The sequence below is a fragment of the Deltaproteobacteria bacterium GWC2_65_14 genome (assembly GCA_001797615.1).
Taxonomy (GTDB): Bacteria; Desulfobacterota; Deferrimicrobia; order Deferrimicrobiales; family Deferrimicrobiaceae; genus GWC2-65-14.
In genome coordinates this window covers 23,604-27,343 of record MGPV01000031.1, presented here as the reverse complement: position 1 = coordinate 27,343, position 3,740 = coordinate 23,604, and the positions used below count along the sequence as shown (strand labels likewise).

The following is a 3,740-nucleotide window of genomic DNA, read 5'->3' as shown; positions in this document are numbered from 1 at the left end:
GTCAGGTCGCGCGAGCGGTACCGGATGAGCGGGGCCGCCTCCTTCCCGAGCGTGGTGTAGACCATCTCCCCGATCCCGCCGGGGGGGACGGGCGCAAGCGTCTCGGGCTCCAGCAGCTCCAGGAGGTAGAAGTCGTCCCAGTAGTGGATCCCCGACTCGCGCCGGCAGGAGAGCCCCGTGCCCGGACCGTACAATTCGGTCAGCCCCGGGATGTCGTAGACCTCCCGCACCCCCAGCAGCTCCTTGATCGTGGCGATCGTGGCGTCGCTGGTCCGCTCCGCCCCCAGGATGACCTTCTTCAGGGCAAGCCGGTCCCGGATCCCGCGCGCGTGCGTCTCCTCGGCCAGCAGCAGCCCCATCGACGCCGTGCAGCAGAGGACCGTCGTCCGCAGATCCAGGAGGAAGGTGCACTGCAGGTCGAGGTTCCCGGGGCCCGAAGGGATCGTCATCGCGCCGAAATTCTCCGCTCCCAGCTGGAACCCCACGCCGGCGGTCCAGAGCCCGTACCCGACGCAGATCTGCACCCGGTCGTCCCGGGTGAGCCCCGCCATCTCGTAGCAGCGGGAAAACATGACGAGCCAGTCGTCGAGGTCCTTGCGCGTGTAGCAGAGGATCTTCCGCTTCCCGGTCGTCCCGGAAGAGGAGTGGATGCGCACGATCCTCTCCGGATCGACCGCCAGCAGGGGAAGCGGATATCCGTCCCGCAGGTCTTCCGCGGTGGTGAAGGGAAGCCGGGCAAGGTCCGCGAGCGAACGGATGTCGCCGGGGGCGATGCCTGCCCCCTCGAGCCTTCGGCGGTAGAAGGGGGAATTCCTCCAGGCGTGGGACACCGTCCACTGCAGCCCCAGGAGTTGGTGCGCGGCCCGTTCCTCCATCGTCCCGTATTTCGGGGGGAAGCGCTTCAGCATGGGGGACAATGATCCCCCGTTCCGCGGCGGAATCCCAGGTCCAGGGCGGCAAGGGAGGCCCCCAGAAGATGCTCCGCCGTTCCCACACGCGCCTCCAGCGCCGCCCGCACATCCCCGGCCGAGCAATAGAGCCCCCCACCGCCGCCGACCGTCCCGAGGCGCCCCAGCGCGAACCCCAGGAGGACGAGGTTCGCTCCCTGGGGGTTGCCCGCCTCCCGGGCCAGCCCGTCGGCGTCGAGGAGATGGGCCCGGGGGCCCTCCGGCGTGGAGCATCCGTTCACCACCATCCACCCGCCGGGACGCAGGAACCCGCGGTGCGCGGCGAGGTTTTCCTCCGACAGCAGGAGAAGCCCGTCGGCCCGGGATGCCCGGATCAGCGGGCTGGAAAAGTCCCCCGCCTTGAGATGGGAAACGACGACTCCCCCGCGCTGGGCCATTCCGTGCGTCTCCGACGTGAGGACCGGTACCCCTCGCCGGATGGCGGCGTCCGCGAGGAGGCGCGTCAGGAACAGCACCCCCTGCCCTCCCAGGCCGCTCACGAGGATCTGCTGCCGCACGGGGGCGGATCCTTCCCGCGATGCGCTCACCGGGACCCCTCCTCCTCCACCGGCTCCCATTGGATCGCGCCGACGGGACAGACGTCGATGCAGACCCCGCACCCGGTGCACAGGACCCCGTCGACCTGCGCGCGTTCCTCCCCCTCCCCGCAGCGGAGAGCCGGGCACTCGAAGTGGGTGATGCAGTGCCGGCACCCGGTGCAGGCGTCGGTGACGGACACACTGCGCGCGCCGGGAAGACGCCCCCCCCGGATCCTCTCCATCACCGCGCACGGCTCCCGCGCGATGACCACCGCCGGACCCCTCTCCCGGCTGTAGGCCAGGGCCTCCTGCAGAAGGGCGACGAACTCCGGAAGCCGTCCGGGGACTCCGACCTTGCAGTACCCGACCCCGCAGCCGCGGACGATCGCCTCCATGTCCGCAGCGGCCGTCGGCTCGCCGGCCGCCCCGGTCCCCGTGGCCGGCGTCGGCTGGAACCCGGTCATCGCGGTCGTGGCATTGTCCAGGATCACCAGGACGAAGCGCGCTCCCTGCACCACCGCGTCGATGAGCGGCGGGATGCCGGCGTGGTAGAAGGTGGAGTCGCCGATGGTGGCCACGATGTCGACCGTCTTCCCCGCGAGCCGGTAGGCCTGGTAGAAGCCGGCGGCCTGGCTGACCGCGGCGCCCATGCACAGGACCGTGTCGACGCCGCCCAGGTTCAGGCCGAGCGTGTAGCACCCGATGTCGCTCGGGTAGATCCCCTTCGGCGCCGCCTTCCGGATCGCGTAGAAGGCCGCCCGGTGGGAGCAGCCGGCGCACAGGGTCGGGCGCCTCCCCTCCCGCACCTGAGGTTCCGCCCCGGCCGTCTCCACGGCCAGTCCGGCGAACCGCGCGAGGATCCGCTCCACGGTTTCCGGGAGAAGCTCTCCCACCTCCGGGACCGCGCCGGTCATCTTCCCGCGCACCCGGCTCCGGTCCAGGAACTGCATCTCGATCACTCCCGCGGGTTCCTCGAGAACGAGGATCTCCTCGAAGGAGGCGAGCAGGCGGGAGACGAACTCGGAGTGGAGCGGATAGGGCTGCAAGACCTGGTAGAGGGGAACGCGGTCCCACAGCCCAAGTTCCGGCAGGATCTCCCGGGCGTGGGCCGCCGCGACGCCGGAGGCCACCACGGCTCGCACGCCGGAGGCGCCGGGGTTCACGAGGCGCGGCGCAGTCGGCGCCCATGAGGAGATCGCCGCGATCTTCTCCGCAAGCTCCCGGTGGAGGGCAAGGCGAAAGGCCGGGGTTGCCGCCCAGCGGGCGGGGTCCTTCCGGAAGTCGGCGTCCGGCGGAACGGAAAGGATCTCCCCCGCCGCGATGTCCTGGCAGGCGTGGCAGACCCGCGTGGTGGGGCGAAGCATCACGGGGATCCGGAATCTCTCCGAGAGCTCGTACCCCTTCGCGATCAGCTCCATGGCCTCCGCCGGGGAGGCCGGGTCGAGGACGGGGACCTTGGCCATCATGGCCAGCAGGCGGCTGTCCTGCTCCGTCTGCGAGGAGTGGGGGCCCGGATCGTCCGCGCTGATCACGAGGAAGCCGCCCGCGACTCCCGTGTAGGCGGCGCTCATCAGCGGATCGGAGGCGACGGAAAGGCCCACCTGCTTCATGCTGACCGCCGTGCGCAGCCCCGTCAGGCTCCCGGTGTAGGCGATCTCGAAGGCCACCTTCTCGTTGACCGCCCACTCCGCGTGCATCCGGATGCCGCGGGCCTTCCCGATCTTCGCCACAGAGGAAAGGATCTCCGACGCGGGCGTCCCGGGATAGGAGGAGGCGACCCGGCACCCGTTCTCCACGAGGGCGTGCGCCATGGCCTCGTTTCCGAGCGCGAGAAACCGGCTGCCCACGAAAATCCCCCCCCTCCCCTACTTCACCAGGTCGGACAGCACGAGCACCGTCCAGTAGGGAGAGACCATGAGGATGACGACCGAGACGATGTAGGACGGCAGGTAATAGAAGCCCCCCCGGAAGACCGTCGCCAGCGGGATGCCCGACATGCCGGAGACGACGTAGCAGCAGATCCCGATGGGAGGCATGATGGAGCCCATCGTCGTGACGATCGTGATCACCTGGCCGAACCAGATGGGATCGTACCCCAGCTGGACGACGAGGGGGTAGAAGATCGGAAGCGAGACGAGGAGGAAGGCGAGGGCGTCCATGACGCATCCCCCGACGATGTAGCAGAGCAGGATCACCCAGAGCACCATCCACTTGGGCAGGGCGAGCGTCTGGATCCACGCGGCGGCCTCGAAGG

At 70.0% G+C, this 3,740-nt stretch carries 2 protein-coding genes and 2 pseudogenes (2 of these 4 cut by a window edge); all 4 read right to left on the bottom strand.

Translation table 11 applies throughout. The annotated features are described in order from the left end of the window. Positions 1–908: pseudogene (locus A2X88_03890) on the bottom strand (phenylacetate--CoA ligase); it reaches 385 nt to the left of the window's first position. Then, positions 902–1,465, bottom strand: coding sequence for an indolepyruvate oxidoreductase (locus A2X88_03885; protein ID OGP34399.1), 564 nt, complete (start codon positions 1,463–1,465; stop codon positions 902–904). Before A2X88_03885 ends, A2X88_03890 begins: the two are co-directional and overlap by 7 nt. A 26-nt stretch (positions 1,466–1,491) precedes the next feature. After that, positions 1,492–3,333: an indolepyruvate oxidoreductase gene (locus tag A2X88_03880; protein OGP34397.1), complete on the bottom strand. Its 1,842-nt coding sequence runs from the start codon at positions 3,331–3,333 to the stop codon at positions 1,492–1,494. A gap of 18 nt (positions 3,334–3,351) precedes the next feature. Further along, positions 3,352–3,740: pseudogene (locus A2X88_03875) on the bottom strand (C4-dicarboxylate ABC transporter permease); it runs 882 nt beyond the window's last position.